Annotated in this window: 10 protein-coding genes and 1 pseudogene; 3 read left to right on the plus strand and 8 right to left on the minus strand. The window is 69.0% G+C overall.

The features are described from left to right. Positions 1-77, minus strand: a 77-nt coding sequence (locus tag V6S85_RS25430) for a hypothetical protein (RefSeq protein ID WP_334350697.1), incomplete at its 3' end; no start/stop codon positions are given. A 138-nt stretch (positions 78-215) separates the two neighbouring features. Continuing rightward, positions 216-422, minus strand: a complete 207-nt coding sequence (locus V6S85_RS25435) for a hypothetical protein (RefSeq protein ID WP_058346819.1) — start codon at positions 420-422, stop codon at positions 216-218. Positions 423-648: 226 nt separating this feature from the next. On the opposite strand from V6S85_RS25435, the gene V6S85_RS25440 reads away from it, so the two are divergent. After that, the gene (locus V6S85_RS25440) at positions 649-3,648 is read left to right on the plus strand and encodes a TonB-dependent receptor domain-containing protein (protein ID WP_116569178.1); all 3,000 of its coding nucleotides are present in this window, start codon (positions 649-651) and stop codon (positions 3,646-3,648) included. A 173-nt stretch (positions 3,649-3,821) separates the two neighbouring features. Here V6S85_RS25440 and V6S85_RS25445 read toward each other — a convergent pair whose 3' ends face one another. Continuing rightward, positions 3,822-4,097 (minus strand): FecR/PupR family sigma factor regulator, encoded by a 276-nt coding sequence (locus V6S85_RS25445; RefSeq protein WP_116569179.1) that lies wholly within the window; start codon positions 4,095-4,097, stop codon positions 3,822-3,824. A 317-nt stretch (positions 4,098-4,414) separates the two neighbouring features. On the opposite strand from V6S85_RS25445, the pseudogene V6S85_RS26710 reads away from it, so the two are divergent. Together V6S85_RS26710 and V6S85_RS25455 are read left to right on the plus strand one after the other, a co-directional pair. Then, positions 4,415-4,507 (plus strand): annotated as a pseudogene (locus tag V6S85_RS26710) (hypothetical protein); the annotation flags it as partial. A gap of 184 nt (positions 4,508-4,691) precedes the next feature. Further along, the gene (locus tag V6S85_RS25455; RefSeq protein WP_334350668.1) at positions 4,692-5,186 is read left to right on the plus strand and encodes a hypothetical protein; all 495 of its coding nucleotides are present in this window, start codon (positions 4,692-4,694) and stop codon (positions 5,184-5,186) included. On the opposite strand, the gene V6S85_RS25460 is transcribed toward V6S85_RS25455, so the two are convergent. From V6S85_RS25460 to V6S85_RS25480, 5 genes are all read right to left on the minus strand, one after another. Further along, positions 5,183-6,616, minus strand: a complete 1,434-nt coding sequence (locus V6S85_RS25460) for an efflux transporter outer membrane subunit (RefSeq protein ID WP_334350669.1) — start codon at positions 6,614-6,616, stop codon at positions 5,183-5,185. The genes V6S85_RS25455 and V6S85_RS25460 overlap by 4 nt on opposite strands. Next, positions 6,613-9,813, minus strand: coding sequence for an efflux RND transporter permease subunit (locus V6S85_RS25465; RefSeq protein ID WP_334350670.1), 3,201 nt, complete (start codon positions 9,811-9,813; stop codon positions 6,613-6,615). Before V6S85_RS25465 ends, V6S85_RS25460 begins: the two co-directional genes overlap by 4 nt. Next, on the minus strand, positions 9,810-12,932 hold the full coding sequence (locus V6S85_RS25470) for a multidrug efflux RND transporter permease subunit (RefSeq protein ID WP_334350671.1): 3,123 nt from the start codon (positions 12,930-12,932) through the stop codon (positions 9,810-9,812). The genes V6S85_RS25465 and V6S85_RS25470 overlap by 4 nt, the downstream gene beginning before the upstream one ends. Before the next feature lie 15 nt (positions 12,933-12,947). Further along, on the minus strand, positions 12,948-14,264 hold the full coding sequence (locus V6S85_RS25475) for an efflux RND transporter periplasmic adaptor subunit (protein ID WP_334350672.1): 1,317 nt from the start codon (positions 14,262-14,264) through the stop codon (positions 12,948-12,950). A gap of 139 nt (positions 14,265-14,403) precedes the next feature. Continuing rightward, a complete protein-coding gene (locus tag V6S85_RS25480) occupies positions 14,404-14,640 on the minus strand; it encodes a hypothetical protein (RefSeq protein ID WP_334350673.1) in 237 nt (78 codons plus the stop codon). Positions 14,641-14,886: the final 246 nt, after the last annotated feature.

A 14,886-nucleotide genomic window follows, 5' to 3' on the forward strand; every position in this document is an offset into this window, starting at 1 on the left:
AACTGGTTGCACCCCCAGCCGACGAGCACCCCCAGCACCATCGCGCCGACGATCAGATAGGCGAAGCGTTTGTTCATGAAGAAGCCTTTGCGCACGCGGCGAACGCGCCGGGCGCCGCCGAGGCGTCCGTGAAGCGCGTGAATTCTGGGAAAAGGGGTCGACAGCGGGCGCGGCGAGGCCGGCCCGGCGGTGTCAGGAGCGCCTAGGCGCGAAAGTCAGGATGCGGCGGCCTTCTGCAGGCGCTCGTAGCGGCTGAGCAGTCGCTCCCAGGTGACCCGCTTGATCGGCTCGCCCCGGCGCAGCTTGGTCCAGGTCGTCTCGCTGATGCCGTAGACGTTGTTGAGGTGCTCGCGGGTGATGGCGGGCAAGCGGCTCTTCAATCGCTCGAAATGTTCGGCGGGGATCTGGATCACGTCCGGCATGGCGGTCCCGTAGCTCTGTTCAAGAGGCCGACATGAGCGGCCCGCATCTATCAAGACGCAGGCCATCGGCGTTTCCTCACGTCCGAAAGCAAAAATTTTTCTCCTTACCAATCCGTGACTTGGCTCTGCGGCAAAAAGTTGTCGGGAAGGTGTGGGTTCGGAAACAGGCTGCGTCTTGAGGATCGGAAGCGCGAGGGGCGCGACCCAATCCAAAGGGGATGCAAGTATGCGATCGAGGACCTTGAAGCGGATGATGGCCGGCGGCTGCGCGTATGGCGCGCTGATGCTCGGCGTCGCCCACGCCCAGGAGGCCGCCGCTCCAGAAGAGCCCCAGGCCGTCGAGGCCGTGGTCGTCACCGGCTCGCGCATCGCCCGCCAGGACTATGTGGCCAACAGCCCGATCCAGACGGTCGGCGCCGCGGCCATCGAGGCCACCGGCCAGGTGACGGTCGAAAAGGCCCTGTCGCAGATGCCGCAGTTCACCGGCTCGTTCGGCCAGGGCAACACCGGCTCGACCAGCACGGGCCTCAACGGCGGCCAGTCCTACGCCAGCCTCCGAGGCCTGGGCGCCAAGCGCACCCTGATCCTGCTCGACGGCCGCCGCCTGCAGCCGTCAAACCCCGACGGTTCGGTCGACCTCAACATCATCCCCGAAGCCCTGATCGAGAACGTCGAAGTCATCACCGGCGGCGCCTCGACCGCCTATGGCTCGGACGCCACCGCCGGCGTCGTCAACTTCAAGCTCAAGCGCAGCTTCAACGGCCTGACCGCCGACGCCCAGTACGGCATCTCCGAGAAGGGCGACGCGGAGTCGTTCCGCTTCTCGATCACCGGCGGCTCGGACTTCGCCGAGGGCAAGGGCCGGGCGGTGCTGTCGTTCGACTACACCAACCGTGACCGCGCCCTGCAGAGCGCCCGCGACTACTACATCTTCCGCACCTCGGCGCCGGGCCTGTCGACCATCCCGCAGGGCACGGTGCTGTTCGGCGCCAACCTGCCGACCCTGGCCTCGATCAACAGCCTGTTCCAGGGCAGCTACGGCGCCGCCGCCCTGACCGGCAACGCCGCCGGCCGCTACACCGGCCAGATCGGCTTCAACACCGACCAGACCCTGTTCTCGACCTCGGGCGTGCCGGTCCTGAACTTCCGCGACCCGCAGACCGACAACGCCTACATCGTCAACGCCAATGCCGCCGGCACCTCGCAGCAGGTGAACTTCGGCTACAACGGCAGCTCGATGCAGTCGGACCTCGACCGCTACGCCGTGTTCGCCAAGGTCGACTACGACCTGACCGACAGCATCAAGTTCTTCTCGCAGTTCACCTTCACCGACTACGTCTCGGTGGGCGTCTCCAACCCGACCCTGGCCTCGAACGTCTACGGCCTGACGGTTCCGGTCACCAACCCGTTCGTGCCGACCGACTTCCGTCCGATCCTGGCCTCGCGCCCGACCCCGAACGCCGCCTTCACCTTCTACAAGGCGCTCGATATCCTGGGTCCGCGCGTCCAGAAGTACAGCTACGACGTCTTCCAGTTCACCAACGGCCTGTCGGGCGAGACCGGCTTCAAGGACTGGACCTGGGACGGCTACGTCTCGTTCAGCCGCGCCAAGTTCGACAACGAGCAGACCGGCGGCGCCAGCGCCAGCGCCATCTCGCGCCTGCTCAACAGCCCAACGGGCGGCACGGAGTACTGCGCCGGCGGCTGGAACCCCTTCGGCAACCTGACGCCGTCGGCCGAGTGCGCGCGCTACATGTCGCGCCGGACCCTGAACCAGAACACCCTCGAGCAGCGCATGGTCGAGGTGAACGTCTCCGGTTCGCTGTTCGACCTGCCGGCCGGCACGGTGAAGTTCGCCGCCGGCACGGACTACCGCTCGAACGAATACACCTTCACCCCCGACAGCCAGCTGAACCAGCCCGACGGCACCAGCGACATCCTGGGCTACAGCGTGTTGCGCGACGCCTCCGGCTCGGTCGACACCTACGAGGTCTACGGCGAACTGCTGGTGCCGATCGTCAAGGACCTGCCCTTCGTGCAGGAGTTCAACCTCGACCTGGGCTACCGCTATTCCGACTACAGCTCGGTGGGCGGGGTGCAGACCTACAAGGCCGATTTCGACTGGAAGATCGTCGAGCCCGTCCGCCTGCGCGGCGGCTACAACCGCGCCATCCGCGCCCCGAGCGTCGGCGAGCTCTACGCGCCGGTCTCGACCGGCTCGGTGGCCATCGGCACGGCCTCGTCGACCACCACCAACGGCGACCCCTGCGACGTGCGTTCGTCCTGGCGGACGGGCGCCAACGCCGCGGCCGTCCGCAGTCTCTGCCTGGCGCAGGGCGTGCCGACCGCGATCATCGACAGCTACCAGCTGGGCACGGCCCAGGTGTTCGCCCTCACCGGCGGCAACCCGGACCTGCAGGAAGAAACCGCCGACACCTACTCGTTCGGCGCGGTGCTGCGCTCGCCGTTCGAGAACCCGCTGCTCAGCCGCCTGACGGCCTCGATCGACTGGTACGACATCAAGGTGAAGGACGCGATCGGCAGCCTGTCGATCGTCAACGCCTTCCAGTTCTGCTTCAACTCGGGCGGCTCCAACCCGTCCTATGACCCGAGCAACTACTACTGCTCGCTGCTGACCCGTAACTCGGCCAGCGGCGTGCCGACCAACCCCGTCCAGCCGCTGCTGAACCTGGGCCAGTTCCAGACCACCGGCGTCGACGTGCAGGTCGACTGGAGCTTCGACTTCGCCGACAGCGCGCTCGACATGATCCCGGGCTCCTTCTCCCTGAACGTGGCCCTGGGCTACACCGACAAGTTCAAGATCCAGAACCTGCCGGGCGCGCCGGTCTACGACTATGTCGGCACGATCGGCACGGGCGTGGAAAGCACGGCCGGCACGGCTCACCCGAAGTGGAAGTCGGTCACCTCGGGCACCTACACCTGGGGTCCGGCGAGCCTGGGCGTGCGCTGGCGCTGGATCGAGGCCATGGAGAACTCGGCCAAGGTCGTCACCCCGACCAGCACCTCGCGCGGCGTGAAGGCCTACAACGCCTTCGACCTCAACGGCCGCGTCGAGCTGCCCTGGGACACCGCCCTGCGCTTCGGCGTCAACAACCTGCTGGACAAGGCCCCGCCGCAGGTGGGCGACACCGAGGGCAACTACGACCCGCAGAACTACGACGTGCTCGGCCGCTCCTACTACGTGGGCATCCGCAAGCGCTTCTAGTCGAAGCCTGAAGCCAACCCGGGCGCGCTTCTCCCCCTTTGCGCGCCCGGCGCTCGCCGCCCAGTCAGCCCCGGCGGCGGCGAGGAAGGGCGCCGGTCTTGGCGGACCGGCGCCCTTTTCGCTTTGTGGGCCTCTCTCTGACGGGAGGTGGGAGATGAGAGGTTTGGTGACGGCTAATGCGCCAGCAGGCTCACAGCCGCCAGAGCCGCGGCCGCCAGGCCGGCGCCGCCAATGGCCAGCACCTTGAGTTCTCGCCATGCCGAAGCCGCCGGCGGATCCCAGCTCGCGATCTCGGCGTCGACCGCGCTCACCGCCTCGAAGGCGTCGCGGCGGCGGGGATGGGCGACCCAGGTCTCGAACTCTTCGCGGTCGCCTTCGCCGGCCTGCGGCGAGCGCAGGCGGTCCAGCCAGGCGGCGGCTTCGCGGAGGTCGTCTTCGGTTCGGGTCATGCGCACGTGCTCCTGACCGCGATCATGCGGGCTGGTGTTGCGTCCGTGTTTCCCGCGGGACGTGTCGCGATATCGCCCGGTGTCCTGCGACCCTCTGCTCCCAAAACAGATGCGCGGGCAGGCCGCGGAGCGGTTTCTTCAAACCGCAATCTCCCCGCAATACTGGCGAAACCGAGAACCGCCATGCCCCGGCCTTGCTGGCTATGCGCGTGGGGCGTGCTGATGGACTTCCTGGAACAGACGACGTTTCACAACCGCATCTGCGAGGACCTGGAGGCCGCCATGGCCGCCGGACGCGCCGTCGACGCCGCCGCGATCCGCGCCGAGCGGACCTGCGCGGCCGGCCAATGGCTGCACGGCGAGGGCCACAAGCGGATGCCCGGCAGCCACCTGCACCTGCACTGCCTGGAGGCCCATCGCGACTTCCACCGCATCGCCGGCCAGGTGGCCGACCAGATCAACCGCGGCGCGGTCGCCGACGCCCGGCGGGCCATGCGCAACGGCGGGGCGCTGGCCGGCGCCAAGGCCGAACTCGCCGCCGCCTTCCGCAAGATGCGCGTCGCGACGGAAGCTTCGGCGGGGTAGGGTGGGCCTATGCCCGAGGACTATCGACCAGCATCCGAGTTCCTGAACGCGGTCATCGCCGAAACGGAATCTGTTTCCGAGGGACAGCGGGCCGAAGAAAACCTGCGCCAGCTCATAGCGCTGACCCGCGACGTCGATCGCTCGAACCGCGATTGGGCCACGCTTCTTCTCGCGCAGGCGGAAATCGATACGCCGAACGTCCGCGAAGCCCTGGTTCAGGCCGCGACGTTCGATGACGACGATGCCGTCAGGGGCGAGGCGACCCTGGGTTTGGCGACGCGGGACGCGGGGCTCGCGCTGCCGTTGGTTCAAGACGCGCTGCGCGGGGGAAGCGTGACGGTTCCGATACTCGAAGCGGCTGTCCTATGCGCCCATCCCTCGCTCATTCCCGACCTGCGAGTTTGGGCCCAGCCCTCGGACAACGCCTACGCGGACGAACTGGCGGCAGCCGCCCTCGTTGCGTGCGAGAGGGCGGCGTCGGCGTCCGATCGCTCCGAGCCCTAGTTTTCTCGCAGCCCCGTCCACCCCCCGCCGATCGCCTGCACCAGGGCCACGGCCGCCGTCTGGCGTGACACGCGGGCGCTGGCCAGGTCGCGGCGGGCCGACAGGGCCGAAGCCTGGGCGGTGACGACGTCGGTATAGGCCACCTGGCCGGCGCGATACTGGTTCAGCAGCATCTGCTCGGTCTGGTCGGCGGCCTTGGAGGCGGTTTCCAGGAGGGCGTACTGGCGCTCGAGCACGCGCACGGCCGTCAGCTGGTTCTCGACGTCTTGGAAGGCGGTCAGGGCCGTCTGGCGATAGTTGGCGGCGGCGGCGTCATAGGCGGCGCGGGCCTGGGCGACCTGGGCCTTGCGGGCGCCGGCGTCGAACAGGGTCTGGGCCGCCGACAGCCCCAGCGACCAGGTGTTGGCCGAGGCCGAGAACAGGTCGCCCAGCACGCTGGCGGTCGAGCTGCCCGATCCGCTGAGGGTGAAGCTCGGGAAGTAGGCGGCGCGGGCCACGCCGATCTGGGCGTTGGCGGCGGCCACGCGGCGCTCGGCGGCGGCGACGTCGGGACGACGCTCCAGCAGGGTCGAGGGCAGGCCGGTCGGGATCTCCGGCACGGCGCCCGTCCAGCTGGGATCGGCGGCGATGCGGAAGCCGCTGGCCGGCTGGCCGACCAGCACGGCGATGGCGTTCTCATAGGTGGCGCGGGTCTGGATCAGGCCCTCCAGGCTGGACTGGGCGTTGGCCAGGGTGGTCTGGGCCTGAAGCACGTCCGAGCGCGGGGCGATGCCGGCGTCGTAGCGGTTCTGGGTGATCTTCAGGGCGCGCTGGTAGCCGTCGACCGTCGCCTGGACGAGGGCGATCTCGATGTCGCTCTGGCGCAGGCCCAGGTAATTGGTCGCCAGTTCGCCCTGGGCCGACAGCTGGGCGGCCGCCAGGTCGGCGGCGCTGGCCTGGGCGCTGGCGCTGGCATTGCCGATCGAGGCGCGGATGCGGCCCCAGACGTCGGGCTCCCAACTGGCGCCGATGCTGGCGCTGTAGCGCTTGGTGTCGCCCGAGCTGGTGGCGCCGCCCGCGCCCGGCGCGCTGCTGGTCCCGCCGCCGCCCGAGCGCGTGCCCGAGGCCGACAGGTCGACGCTCGGGAACAGCGAGGCGCGTTGCTCCCTCACCAGGGCGCGGGCCTGGCGATAGGCGGCCTCGGCGGCGGCGATGGTCTGGTTGTCGACCTTCACGCGCTCGGCCAGGGCGTTCAGCTGCGCATCGCCCAGCAGGGCCCACCAGTCGCCGCGATCGAGATGATCGGACGGCGTGGCGGCCTTCCAGCCGTCCATCGCCTTCCAGGTCGCGGGCGTCGGCGAGGCGAGCTTGGGCGTCTCGTAGGCCGGCGTCGTCGAGCAGGCGGCGACCAGAGCCAGGAGGGGCAGGGCGGTCAGGAGGCGGGCGGTCATCGGGCGGGCTCCGGCGCGGAGGGCATGTGGGTCAGGTCGCGCTCGTCGCGCCGCTTGCCGCGCAGGCGGTCGAGATAGACGTAGACCACGGGGGTGGTGATGAGGGTCAGCAGCTGGCTGGCGATCAGGCCGCCGATGATGGTGATGCCCAGCGGCCGGCGCAGTTCGGCGCCTTCGCCGAAGCCGATGGCCAGGGGCAGGGCGCCCAGGGCCGCGGCCAGGGTCGTCATCAGGATCGGGCGGAAGCGCAGGAGGCTGGCCTCCCGCACGGCCTCGATCGCCGAGAGGCCCCGGCCGCGCTGGGCCTCCAGGGCGAAGTCGATGATCAGGATGGCGTTCTTCTTGACGATGCCCAGCAGCAGGAAGACCCCGATCAGGGCGATGATCGAGAACTCCATGCCGAACAGCAGGAGCGCCAGCACCGCCCCGACGCCGGCGGCGGGCAGGGTCGACAGCACCGTCACGGGGTGGACGTAGCTCTCGTAGAGGATGCCAAGCACGATGTAGATCGCCACGATGGCCGCCGCGATCAGGAACGGCTGCTGCTTCATCTGCTCGTTGTAGCTGCGGGCGCTGCCCTGGAAGCTGCCGCGCACGCTGGTCGGCAGGCCGATATCGGCCTCGGCCTGGGTGATGGCGGCCTGGGCCTGGGACAGCGACACGCCGTCCGGCAGGTTGAACGACACGGTGGTGGCCAGCTCGCCGTTCTGGTGGTTGACCGAGGTGGGGGTGGCGCTCTGGGCGACGCTGGCGATGGCGGTCAGCGGCGTCATCGGCGTGGCCGTGGTGTTCAGGGCCGAGCCGGTGGAGGCGTCGCGCAACGACGGGTTCACCGCCGCCCCGCTGCTGCTGCCGGTCGTGGTCGAGCCGCTCGTGGAAGTGGGCACGTAGACGTCGTTCAGCGCTTCGGGGCCCTGGGCGAACTGCTGCTGCCACTCCATGATCACCGAGTACTGGTTGACGTCCTCGTAGATCGTCGCGACCTGGCGCTGGCCAAAAGCGTTGTAGAGCGCGTTGTCGACGGCCCTGGGCGTGACGCCCATGCGCGAGGCGCTGTCGCGGTCGATGGTGACGAAGGTCTCGACGCCGTTCTCCGACTGGTCGCTGTCGACGTCGGTCATGACGTCGGAGTGTTCCTTCATCGCTTCGGCCAGCTTGGGGGCCCATTCCTTCAGGGTCTCGCTGGAGTCGCTGGTCAGGGTGTACTGGTAGGTCGAGTTGCTCGACCGCCCGCCCATGCGCAGGTCCTGCACCGGGTTGAGGAAGATCGAGACGCCGGTCACCTTCTGCAGCTGCGGCCGCAGGCGGGCGATCACGGCGCTGCCCTTCTCCTTGCGCTCGCTGGCGGGCTTGAGGTTGACGAACATGAAGCCGCCGCCGGCCCGGGCTCCGCCGGTGAAGCCGACCACGGTGTCGACGGCCGGGTCCTTGCGGATGATCTCGACCACGGCGCGCAGCTTCTGCTCCATGGTCTGGAACGAGACGCTCTGGTCGGCGCGGATGCCGGCCATCAGCTGGCCGTTGTCCTGCTGGGGAAAGAAGCCCTTGGGCACGGCGATGTAGAGCCAGATCGTCATGCCGATCACGGCGGCCAGCATGAACATCACCAGCGGCTTGGCGTGCAGCGCCCAGTCCAGCGAGCGGGCGTAGATCGCCTGGACCTTGTCGAACATCTTCTCGAAGAAGCGGGCGATGCGGCCTTCCTTGTGGCCCTCGGGGCGAGGCTTCAGCAGGTAGGCGCACATCATCGGCGTGGTCGTCAGGCTGATGACCAGCGAGATCAGCACCGCCGCCGACAGGGTGACGGCGAACTCGCGGAACAGCCGCCCCACCTGGCCGCCCATGAACAGCAGCGGGATGAAGACGGCGACCAGCGAGACGCTGATCGACAGCACCGTGAAGCCGACCTCGCGCGCGCCCAGGGTGGCGGCCTTGAAGCGCTCCATGCCCGCCTCGATGTGGCGCTGGGTGTTCTCCAGCACGACGATGGCGTCGTCGACGACGAACCCCGTGGCGACCGTGATAGCCATCAGGCTGAGGTTGTTGAGCGAGAAGCCCAGCAGGTACATCACCCCGAAGGTGCCCAGCAGGGAGACGATGGTCGCCGCCGCCGGGATGAAGGTCGCCCGGCCGCTGCGCAGGAAGGCGCTGACCACCAGCACCACCAGCACGATCGAGATCAGCAGGGTCACCTCGATCTCGTGCAGCGAGGCGCGGATCGAGTTGGTGCTGTCGCTGGCCACCTGCACGTTGATGTCGCCGGGCAGCTGTTCGCGCAGCTCGGGCAGGGCGGCGCGCACGCTGTCGACGGTCTCGATGATGTTGGCGCCGGGCTGGCGGGTGATCAGGACGATGATCGCCGGCTTGCCGTTGAACAGGCCGATGGTGCGGGTGTCGGCGACGCTGTCGGTGACGCTGGCCACGTCCGACAGCTTGACGCCCGCCTCGCCGCGCCAGGCGACCAGCAGGCCGGCATAGTCGGCCGCCTTGCGGCCGCTGCTGGAGGTGTAGATCTGGAAGCGCTTGCCGTCGCCCTCGACCGCGCCCTTGGGGCGGTTGGCGTTGGCCGACTGGATGGCCGCGCGCACGTCCTCCAGGCTGACGCCGTACTTGTTGAGCAGGAACGGATTGACCGAGATCCGCACGGCCGGCAGCGAGCCGCCGCCGATCTCGACGTCGCCCACGCCCTTCACCTGCGAGATCCGCTGGGCCACGACGTTGGAGACCGCGTCGTAGATCTGGCCGGGGGTCTTGGTGTCGGAGGTCAGGGCCAGGATGATGACCGGCGCGTCCGACGGGTTCATCTTGCGGTAGGTCGGGTTGCTGCGCAGCGTGGCGGGCAGGTCGGCGCGGGCGGCGTTGATGGCCGCCTGCACCTCGCGGGCGGCGCCGTCGATCTTGCGGTTGAGGTCGAACTGCAAGGTCACCCGGGTCGAGCCCGACGAGCTCTGCGAGGTCATCTCGTTGACCCCGGAGATCACGCCCAGGCGCCGCTCCAGGGGCGTGGCGACGCTGGAGGCCATGGTCTCGGGGCTGGCCCCCGACAGGCTGGCCGACACCGAGATGGTCGGATAGTCCACCTGCGGCAGCGGCGAGACCGGCAGCACCAGGAAGGCGAAGATGCCGGCCAAAGCCAGGCCGATGGTCAAGAGGACCGTGGCCACCGGCCGGCGGATGAAGGGCGCCGACAGGTTCATGACGGCAGCCCCGGCAGCGGCTGGTCGACGCGGTCTTCATCCGCCTCGTCGCGGCGCTTCCTGCCCGAGGGCGCGATGCGGTCGAAGGCGAGATAGACGACCGGCGTCGTGAACATGGTCAGCAACTGGCTGACGAGCAGGCCGCCGAAGATGGCGATGCCCAGCGGACGGCGCAGCTCGGCGCCTTCGCCGAAGCCCAGCATCAGCGGCACGGCGGCGAACAGGGCCGCCAGCGTGGTCATCAGGATCGGGCGGAAGCGCAGGATGGCGGCCTGGAAGATGGCCTCCTCCGGCGACTTGCCCTCGTTGCGCTCGGCCTCGATGGCGAAGTCGATCATCATGATCGCGTTCTTCTTGACGATGCCGATCAGCAGGATGATGCCGATGATCCCGATCACGCCCAGGTCGTGGCCGGTCAGCCACAGCGCCAGCAGCGCGCCAACGCCCGCCGAGGGCAGTGTCGACAGGATGGTCAGCGGGTGGATGTAGCTCTCGTAGAGCACGCCCAGCACGATGTAGACGCAGACCACGGCCGCCAGGATCAGCCACAGCTGGTTGGACAGCGAGTTCTCGTAGGCCCCGGCCGCGCCCAGGAAGGTGTGGGTCACCGACGAGGGCATGCCGATGTCCGTCATCGCCGTGCGGATCTCGTCGACGGCGTGGCCCAGCGAGACGCCCGGCGCGGTGTCGAAGCCGATGGTGGTGGCCGGGAACTGGGCCACGTGGGTCACCTGCAGCGGCGACTGCTGCTCCTTGATGGTCGAGAAGGCCGCCAGTGGCGTGGGCGAGCCGCCTCCGGTGCGCAGGTTCAGGTTCCCCAGCGACGAAGGATCGGTCAGCAGGCCCGGCTTGGCCTCCAGGATCACGCGGTATTGGTTGGTCTCGGTGAAGATGGTCGAGACGATCCGCTGGCCAAACGCGCTGTAGAGGGCGTCGTCGACGTCGGAGGCGGTGATCGAGAGCCGGGCCGCGGTGTCGCGGTCGATGTCGACATAGGCCGCCGCGCCCGTGGCCGAGGCGTCGCTGTAGATGTTGCGGACGGCCTTCACCGTGGCCAGCTTCTCGGCCAGCTTGCCGGCCCATTCCTTGACGGTGGCGGTGTCGGCGCCTTCCAGCGACAGGCGGTACTGGGTCGGGCCGCTCTCGGCGTCGATGGTCAGGTCCTGGGTCGGCTGGAGATAGAGGGTGATCCCCGGCACGGCGGCCACGCGCTCGCGCAGCCGCTGCATGATCTTCTCCTGCGAGCCCTTGCGGTCGCCCTTCAGGTTGATCTGCATCTGGCCGGTATGGAGCATGCTGTTGTTGGCCCCGTCGACGCCGATGAACGAGGCCACGCTGGCCACGGCCGGGTCCTCGAGGATCGCCGCGGCCGCCTGCTGCTGCAGGCCGGCCATGCGCGCGTACGACACCGACTGCTCGACCTCGGTGCGGGCTTGCAACTGCCCGGTGTCCTGGGTCGGGAACAGGCCCTTGGGGATGACCATGTAGAGCACGCCGGTCAGCACCAGGGTGGCGACGGCGACGACCAGGGTGGCCTTCTGGCGGGCCATGACCCAGGCCAGGGCGGTCTCGTAGCGAGCCTCGATCTTCTCGAACACCTGCTGGGCCTTGCGGCCGACGCGGCCGGGCTTGTCCTCCTCGTGGCTCTTGAGCCAGCGGGCCGACAGCATCGGCGTCAGGGTCAGCGACACCACGGCCGAGATCAGGATGGTGATGGCCAGGCTGACGGCGAACTCGCGGAACAGCCGCCCGACCACGTCGCCCATGAACAGCAGCGGGATCAGCACCGCGATGAGCGAGATGGTCAGCGAGATGATGGTGAAGCCGATCTCTCGCGCGCCCTTCAGCGCCGCCTCCATCGGCTTTTCGCCCTTCTCCATGTGGCGGATGATGTTCTCGATCATCACGATGGCGTCGTCGACGACGAAGCCGGTCGCGATGGTCAGGGCCATCAGGGAGAGGTTGTTGAGGCTGTAGCCCAGCAGGTACATCACCCCGCACGAGCCGATCAGCGAGATCGGCACGGCCAGGCTGGCGATGATCGTCGCGCGCATGGAGTGCAGGAAGAAGAAGATCACCAGCACGACCATCACCACGGCCAGGATCAGCTCCAGCTCCACGTGGTGCACCGAGGCGCGGATGCCGGTGGTGCGGTCGGCCAGCACCTCGACCTTCAGCGTCGCCGGCAGGCCGGCTTGCAGCTCGGGCAGCTTGGCCTTGATGGCGTCGACGGTCTTGATGACGTTGGCGCCCGGCTGGCGCTGGACGTTGACGATGATCGCCGGGGTCTTGCCGGCCCACGCGCCCAGGCGGGTGTTCTCGGCGCTCTGCACCACGCCCGCCACGTCGCGGATGCGGATCGGGGCCTCGTTCTTGTAGGTGACGATCAGGTTCAGATAGTCGTCGACGCTCAGCAGCTGGTCGTTGGCGTTGATCGTGTAGGTGCGGGTCGGGCCGTCGAAGCTGCCCTTGGCGCTGTTGGCGTTGGAGTTGTCGATGGCGCTTTGCAGCTCGGCCAGGGTCAGGCCGTAGGAGGCCATGGCCTGCGTGTCGGCCTGGATGCGGATGGCCGGCTTCTGGCCGCCGCTCAGGGACACCAGGCCCACGCCCGAGACCTGGCTGATCTTCTGGGCCAGGCGAGTGTTGACGAGGTTCTGCACCTCGGTCAGCGGCAGGGTGTCGGAGGTGATGGCCAGGGTCAGCACCGGCGCGTCGGCCGGATTGACCTTGGCGTAGACCGGCGGGGCGGGCAGGTCGGCCGGCAGCAGCGAGTTGGCCGCGTTCATCGCCGCCTGCACTTCCTGCTCGGCGACGTCGAGGGTCTCACCCAGGTTGAACTGCAGGGTGATGACGCTGGCGCCGGCCGTGCTGACCGAGCTCATGCGCGAAAGGCCCGACATCTCGCCCAGCTGGCGCTCCAGCGGGGCGGTGACGGTCTGGCTCATCACCTCGGGGCTGGCCCCGGGATAGAGGGTCTGGACCTGGATGGTGGGATAGTCGACCTGCGGCAGGGCCGACAGCGGCAGCAGCCTAAAGCCGACCAGGCCGGCCAGCACGATGGCCGCCATGAACAGGGCCGTGGCGACCGGCCGCTGGATGAAGGGGCGCGAGGGGTTCATCGACCGTCCGCCGGCTTACTCGGGACGCCGACGGCCTTCGCCGCCGCCGGGAGGCGCGCCTTCCGGACGCTTGCCGCGCTGGCCCTTCTCGCCGCGCTGGCCGCCCTGGCGCTGGGCCGCCTGGCCCGGCAGCTGCACCTTGCCGCCCTCGGTCAGGCGGTCGCCGCCTTCGGTGATGACCTTGTCGCCGACGGCGAGTCCTTGGGTGATCGCCACCTGGTTGGTGGTCGACTGGCCGGTCGCGACCTTGGCCTTGGTGACCGTCTGGTCGGACTTCAGCTTCCAGACGAAGGCGCCGTCCGAGCCCTGGCGCACGGCGGTGGCCGGCACGACCACGGCGTCCTTGAGGGTGTCCAGCTGGATGCGGACATTGACGAACTGGCTGGGGAACAGCTTGCCGCCAGAGTTGGGGAAGCGGGCCTTGCCCTTCACCGTGCCGGTGCCGGTGTCGACCAAGTTGTCCAGCGTCGAGAACGTGCCCTGGTCCAGGGTGTTGGTGCGCGTGCGGTCGAGCACGGTGACGGGCAGGGTGGCCCCGCCGAAGACACGCTGCGAGATGCGCGGCACGTCGTCCTGCGGAACGGTGAACTCCACGTCGATGGGCGAGAGGGTGGTGATCACCGCAACCCCGCTGGCGTCGCCCGAGGCGATGTAGTTGCCGACGTCGACGACGCGCAGGCCCACGCGGCCGCTGACCGGGGCGGTGATGCGCGAGAAGCCGACGTTCAGCCGAGCCGTGCCGACCGCGGCGCGGTCGCTCATCACCGTGCCTTCCAGCTGCTTGACGGTGGCGGCCTGGGTGTCGACCTCCTGGCGGGCGATGGAGTCCTGCTCCAGCAGGGTCTGGTAGCGCTTGAGGGTCAGGCGGGCGACGGCCAGCTGGGCCTCGTCGCGAGTCAGGTTGCCCTGCGCCTCCATCAGCGCCATCTGGAATTGCCGCTGGTCGATCTGCACCAGGGTCTGGCCGGCCTGGACCATCTGGCCCTCGCGGAACAGCACCTGGGTGATGACGCCCGAGACCTGCGGCTTGACGGTGACCGTGGCGGCCGGCGTGACGGTGCCCAGGGCCTCGATCACCACCGGCAGGTCGGTCTTGGTCGCCGTGGCCACCGCCACGGTGCTGGCCGGACCGCGACGACCGCCGCCGCCGCCGGGACCACCGGGGCCGCCCGGCCCGCCCGGACCCATGTCGCCGCCACCGCCGCCGCCGTTCAACAGGGTCCACGCCAGGACGCCGACGCCCGCCAGGGCGGCCAGGGCGACGGCGCCGCCGATGATCCGCGCCCGGCGGCTGGGCTTGCGGACGGCGAGGGACGGGCTGGGTTCGGTCATGGACGGCCTCTGGGCGCGGACGATGCGGCGGCGAAGATGGTCGAAGACGCCGTCGTCCTTCAGGGACCCCGGCGGAAGCTAGGCGATGCGCGAAAAGTCGGGTCGCCGACCCTGGCGACCCGACGCTCAAGCTAAACTGCTAGAGACGGCATTTGATCCATCGGCCGCCCTGGCCGCGGTACGCGTCGCGCTTGACGTCGTAGCTGCGGTACTTGGCCTTGCAGGCGCGCACGTGGCGCTGTTGCTTGGTTTCCTTGCCCGGCTTGGCCTGCTCGTGGCGCGGCGCCGGCGCCTCGTGGCGGTCGTGGCCCTGAGCCAGGACGGGGGTGGACAGGGCGAGGGCGCTGAGCGCGAGCGAGGTGACGACGACTTTCATGTCGATCTCCAGTGTATTGGGATCGACTGGCTAACAACGTCACGTCGCGATGATGTTGCGGCTTTGAAACGGCTTTCGGCGAACTTGCAACACGCCGTGGCGGGAGTTGGGCGGAGGCCTCGCGCTCGTCTCCCAACTTCCGTCATTCCCGCCCTCGTGGCGGGAACCCCTCCGTCAGCCGCAACGGCGGATGGGGCGGCGTGCCAAGCACGCTGCTTGCGTTTCACGTGCGAGCGGACCCAGAGG

It is taken from the genome of Caulobacter sp. CCNWLW153 (assembly GCF_036889365.1).
In the GTDB taxonomy this organism is placed as follows: Bacteria; Pseudomonadota; Alphaproteobacteria; order Caulobacterales; family Caulobacteraceae; genus Caulobacter; species Caulobacter radicis.